Annotated in this window: 5 protein-coding genes; all 5 read left to right on the top strand. The window is 62.9% G+C overall.

Translation table 11 applies throughout. The annotated features are described in order from the left end of the window. The coding region (locus ADADOO_RS04090; RefSeq protein WP_511275244.1) for an acyl-CoA dehydrogenase family protein at positions 1–963 on the top strand (963 nt) is incomplete at its 5' end. Between the two features lie 58 nt (positions 964–1,021). Further along, a complete protein-coding gene (locus ADADOO_RS04085) occupies positions 1,022–1,627 on the top strand; it encodes a 2-hydroxychromene-2-carboxylate isomerase (RefSeq protein ID WP_511275243.1) in 606 nt (201 codons plus the stop codon). Between the two features lie 7 nt (positions 1,628–1,634). Next, a complete protein-coding gene (locus tag ADADOO_RS04080) occupies positions 1,635–2,234 on the top strand; it encodes an LOG family protein (protein WP_511275241.1) in 600 nt (199 codons plus the stop codon). Positions 2,235–2,286: 52 nt separating this feature from the next. Beyond that, positions 2,287–3,894: a carboxyl transferase domain-containing protein gene (locus tag ADADOO_RS04075; protein WP_511275240.1), complete on the top strand. Its 1,608-nt coding sequence runs from the start codon at positions 2,287–2,289 to the stop codon at positions 3,892–3,894. 4 nt (positions 3,895–3,898) lie between these two features. Continuing rightward, a complete protein-coding gene (locus ADADOO_RS04070; protein ID WP_511275238.1) occupies positions 3,899–4,519 on the top strand; it encodes an FMN-binding negative transcriptional regulator in 621 nt (206 codons plus the stop codon). Positions 4,520–5,163 lie beyond the last annotated feature (644 nt).

Here is a 5,163-nt window from a genome sequence, read left to right as displayed (position 1 = left end):
GGCGCCGGCATGGATTACATGTCGCTGGTCCTGACCCTCGAAGAAATCGCCGCCGGCGATGGCGCCACGTCGACCATCGTTTCGGTGCAAAACTCGCTGGCCTGCGGCATCACGATGAAATACGGCACCGATGCGCAGAAGGAAGAATGGCTCAAGCCGCTGGCCCGTGGCGAAAAGCTCGGCTGCTTCTGCCTGACCGAGCCGCATACCGGCTCCGATGCCTCGGCGATCACCACCCGCGCTGACCGCGATGGCGATTTCTTCGTGCTCAACGGCGTCAAGCAGTTCATCACCACCGGCAAGCACGCCCACATGGCCATCGTCTTCGCCGTCACCGACAAGGCCGCCGGCAAGAAGGGCATTTCCTGCTTCCTGGTGCCAACCAACACGCTAGGCTTCATCGTCGGCCGTACCGAAGAAAAAATGGGCCAGCATGCTTCCGACACCGTGCAGATCATTTTCGAGAACTGCCGCGTACCGGCCGCGGCCCTGCTCGGCAAGGAAGGCGAAGGCTACAAGATCGCCCTCTCCAACCTCGAAGCCGGCCGCATCGGTATCGCCGCCCAGAGCATCGGCATGGCGCGCGCCGCGTTTGAAGCCGCCGTGCGCTACGCCAAGGAGCGCGTCACCTTCGGCGTGGCTATCATCGACCACCAGGCCGTCAATTTCCGCCTGGCCGACATGAACACGCTGCTCGACGCCGCCCGCCTCATGGTCTGGCGCGCCGCCCAGCTCAAGGACGCCGGCAAGCCCTGCCTGAAGGAAGCCTCGATGGCCAAGATGTTCGCCTCGGAAGCGGCCGAAAAAATCGCCTCAGACGCCATCCAGATCCATGGCGGCGTCGGTTACACAAGCGATTTCCCGGTCGAACGGATCTACCGCGACGTGCGCATCTGCCAGATTTACGAAGGGGCGAACGACATCCAGCGGCTGGTCATCGGGCGCAGCATCGCGGCCGAATAGGCATTCCCACGGTCAACCGGAAATTTTGCCCAAAATTGAAATCCTGAAGGAGCCTGCCATGGCCGAACCGATTGACTTCTACTTCGATTTTTCCAGCCCCTACGGCTACCTGCTCAGCGAAAAGATCGACGCCCTGGCCGCCCAATACGGCCGCAAGGTGCGCTGGCATCCGATATTGCTTGGCATCATTTTCAAGGCCACAGGCAGCGCGCCGCTGACTTTGCAGAACGCCGCCAAGGCGAGCTACTCGCTGCACGATTTCTCCCGCTCGGCCCGCTTCATGGGGCTGCCCTACCGCCACCCGGACAAATTCCCGCTCCCCACGCAAAACGCCGCCCGCGCCTACTACTGGCTGCACGGCCAGGATTGCGCCGTGGCCCGGCAGTTCGCCCACGCTGCCTATCGCGCGCTGTTCGTCGACAACATCGACATCTCCGCCCCGGAAGCCGTTTTGGAAATTGCGGCAAAAATCGGCGTCGACCGTGGCAGCCTCGAAACGGCGCTGCAAAGCCCGGAAATCAAGGAGCGCCTCAAGGACGAAGTCGATAACGCCCTGAAACTCGGCATCTTCGGTTCGCCGCACGTGATCATCGACGGTGAAGCCTTCTTCGGCGCCGACCGTCTGCCGCAGATCGAACACTGGCTGAAAACCGGCGGCTTCTGAGGATTTCATGAAACGAATTTGCGTCTTCTGCGGCTCCAACGCCGGCAACAACCCGATCTACCGCGCCGAGGCCGAAAAACTCGGCCGTCTGCTCGCCGCGCGCGGCATCGAACTGGTCTATGGCGCCGGCAATGTCGGCCTCATGGGCGCTGTCGCCGATGCCTGCCTGGAAGCGGGCGGCACGGTCATCGGCATCATCCCGGAAGCGCTGATGGGCAAGGAAGTCGCCGGTCGCCCCGTGGATCACCGGGCGCTGACGCGCATCGAGGTCGTCGATTCGATGCACACGCGCAAGGCGCGCATGGCCGAACTGTCAGACGGTTTCATCGCCCTGCCCGGCGGCTTCGGCACCTTCGAGGAATTCTGCGAAATCCTGACCTGGGGCCAGCTCGGGTTCCACAGGAAACCGATGGGCCTGCTCAACGTTAACGGCTTCTACGACCCGCTGCTCGCCATGTTCGACCAGGCCGTCGCCGAAGGCTTCCTGCGCGCCGAGAACCGGGCCATGGCGCTTACCGATACCAACATCGAAAAACTGCTGGCCACCATGACTGCCTACCGACCGGAGCCGGTCAGCAAATGGCTGAAAGAGGAAAAGCAGTTGTAAGGCTTTCCAAATCGCAATTCAGGCAACGCACACATAAAAGAAACGAGGAGACATGACCATCCTGAAATCCCAACTCAACCCGCGCTCGGCCGACTTCCAGGCCAACGCGGCGGCCATGCAGACGGTGGTGGCCGACCTGCATGAAAAGGTCGAGAAGATTGCCCTCGGAGGGCCAGAAGCGGCGCGCCAGAAGCATCTGGCCCGCGGCAAGCTGCTGCCGCGCGAGCGGGTCAATGGCCTGCTCGACCCCGGCACGCCCTTCCTCGAAATCGGCCAGTTCGCCGCCTACGGCATGTACGGCGGTGATGTGCCGGCCGCCTCGGTGATCGCCGGCATCGGCCGCGTCAATGGCGTCGAATGCATGGTCGTCGCCAACGACGCGACCGTGAAGGGCGGCACCTACTACCCGCTGACCGTCAAGAAACACCTGCGGGCGCAGGAAATCGCCCTGGAAAACCGTCTGCCCTGCGTCTATCTGGTCGATTCCGGCGGCGCCTTTTTGCCCATGCAGGACGAGGTCTTTCCGGACAAGGAACATTTCGGCCGCATCTTCTTCAATCAGGCCAACCTGTCGGCCGCCGGCATCCCGCAGATCGCCGCCGTCATGGGCTCGTGCACGGCCGGCGGCGCCTACGTGCCGGCGATGTGTGACGAGTCGATCATCGTCAAGAATCAGGGCACGATCTTTTTGGGTGGCCCACCGCTGGTCAAGGCGGCGACCGGTGAAGTCGTCTCGGCCGAAGACCTCGGCGGCGCCGACGTCCATACGCGCATCTCCGGCGTCGTCGATCATCTGGCCGAGAACGATGCCCACGCGCTGGCGATTGCCCGCCGCATCGTCAAGGATTTGAACTGGCAGAAACAGCCGCCCGTCTCGCTGACCGCACCAGCCGAACCCGCCTATGCCGCCGAAGAGCTCTACGGCGTCATCCCGACCGACTCGAAAAAGCCTTTCGACGTCCGCGAGATCATCGCCCGCATCGTCGACAGCTCCGACTTCGACGAATTCAAGGCCCGCTACGGCACGACGCTGGTCTGCGGCTTCGCCCGGATTTACGGCTACCCGGTCGGGATCGTCGCCAACAACGGCATCCTGTTCAGCGAATCAGCGTTGAAGGGCGCCCATTTCATCGAACTCTGCGCCCAGCGCGGCATTCCGCTCGTTTTCCTGCAGAACATCACCGGCTTCATGGTCGGCCGCAAGTACGAAAACGGCGGCATCGCCCGCGATGGCGCCAAGATGGTCACGGCGGTCGCCACCGCCAAGGTGCCGAAATTCACCGTCGTCATCGGCGGCTCTTTCGGCGCCGGCAACTACGGCATGTGCGGCCGCGCCTACTCGCCACGTTTCCTGTGGATGTGGCCGAATGCGCGCATTTCGGTCATGGGCGGCGAGCAGGCGGCCGGCGTGCTGGCCACCGTCAAGCGCGACGGCATCGAAGCCGCCGGCAAGACCTGGAGCGCCGAGGAAGAAGCCGCCTTCAAGGACCCGATCCGCGAGCAGTACGAAACGCAGGGCCACCCCTACTACGCCTCGGCGCGGCTGTGGGACGACGGCATCATCGACCCGGCCGATACCCGCCGCGTGCTCGGCCTTGGGCTATCGGCGTCGATGAACGCGCCGGCCGAAGAGACGAAGTTCGGCATTTTCCGGATGTAAGACGATGTACCTGCCCAAGCATTTTGCGGAAACCGACGTCGGCGTCATGCACGAGCTGATGCGGGCGCATCCGCTCGCCACGCTGGTCACTCAAGGTCCAGATGGCCTCGACGCCAACCACATTCCGCTGCATCTGGATGCGGCTGCCGGGCCAAATGGCACCTTGCGCGGCCATGTTGCACGGGCCAACCCGCTGGCGGCGGATACTACGGTCAACCGGAAAATTCTCGTTATTTTCAAAGGCCCGGACAGCTATATCAGTCCCTCCGGTTACGCGACCAAGGCGGAGCATGGCAAGGTGGTGCCGACTTGGAATTACACGGCGGTGCATGCCTATGGCGAGCTGCGCCTGATCGATGATGCTGACTGGCTTCTGGCCCAGTTGCATGCGCTGACTGCTGAACACGAGGGCGGATTGGTGCGTCCGTGGGCGGTTGATGATGCGCCGGCTGATTACATCGGGAAGCTGCTGGGGGCGATTGTCGGGATCGAGATCGCCATCGACCGCTTGGTCGGGAAATGGAAGGTTAGCCAGAATCAGCCGGCGGTTAATCAGGAGAGTTTGATTGCGGCGTTGGATGGGCAGCCGATGGCTGGGTTGATTCGGGAGAGGGGGTTGAAATGATGGCTCCTTTCAATGAGCTTAGGGTTCCGCCCTTGCGGGGCGTCTCACTTTCTTTTGCTTCGCCAAAAGAAAGTAAGCAAAGAAAAGGCGACCCTGGGTCGGCGCCCTTCGGGTTCCTTCCGCTACTCGTCGGGCCGGGCGGCTGGCTAAACTCGCCTACGGCTCAGACAACGCCAGCCGAAGGCCCCCGGCCCGCCTGCGTTGCTCAGCGCCTCTCAAGGGGCCCAAAAGCGTCCGTGCTCGACCAGAGTGCCGAAAAATCCGATTCCTACGGTCAACCGGAAAAAACGGTCAAAAATGAAATTTTTGGGCGATGCTCTCCCGCCCAAAACCCGTCACTCCCGCGTAGGCGGGAGTCCAGGATGCTGGGTTCCCGCCTGCGCGGGAATGACGGCACCACTGGTTGGGCACGGGATGTTTTACCGGGCCCCTTGGAAGGTGCCGAGCAACGCAGAAATGCCGGGGGCAGTCGGCGAGGACTGTCTGAGGGGCGCAGCCCCGAGTTCCGCAGCCGCCCGGCGTTTCGAGTAGCGCAGGGAACCCGCGCAGCGGGCACCGCCCTAGGGTCGCCTTTTCTTTGCTTACTTTCTTTTGGCGAAGCAAAAGAAAGTAAGACGCCCCGCAAGGGCGGAACCCCCAGCCAA

It is taken from the genome of Azonexus sp., from assembly GCF_036170495.1.
Classification (GTDB): Bacteria; Pseudomonadota; Gammaproteobacteria; order Burkholderiales; family Rhodocyclaceae; genus Azonexus.
Note: the sequence above shows the minus strand (reverse complement) of the source record. Positions and strands in the feature narration are given on the sequence as shown.

What these genes read in the sequence shown, in the direction of transcription:
- ADADOO_RS04085 (WP_511275243.1), top strand. Translation starts at nt 1,022, where the DNA reads ATGGCCGAACCGATTGACTTCTACTTCGATTTTTCCAGCCCCTACGGC.
- ADADOO_RS04080 (WP_511275241.1), top strand. Translation starts at nt 1,635, where the DNA reads ATGAAACGAATTTGCGTCTTCTGCGGCTCCAACGCCGGCAACAACCCG.
- ADADOO_RS04075 (WP_511275240.1), top strand. Translation starts at nt 2,287, where the DNA reads ATGACCATCCTGAAATCCCAACTCAACCCGCGCTCGGCCGACTTCCAG.
- ADADOO_RS04070 (WP_511275238.1), top strand. Translation starts at nt 3,899, where the DNA reads ATGTACCTGCCCAAGCATTTTGCGGAAACCGACGTCGGCGTCATGCAC.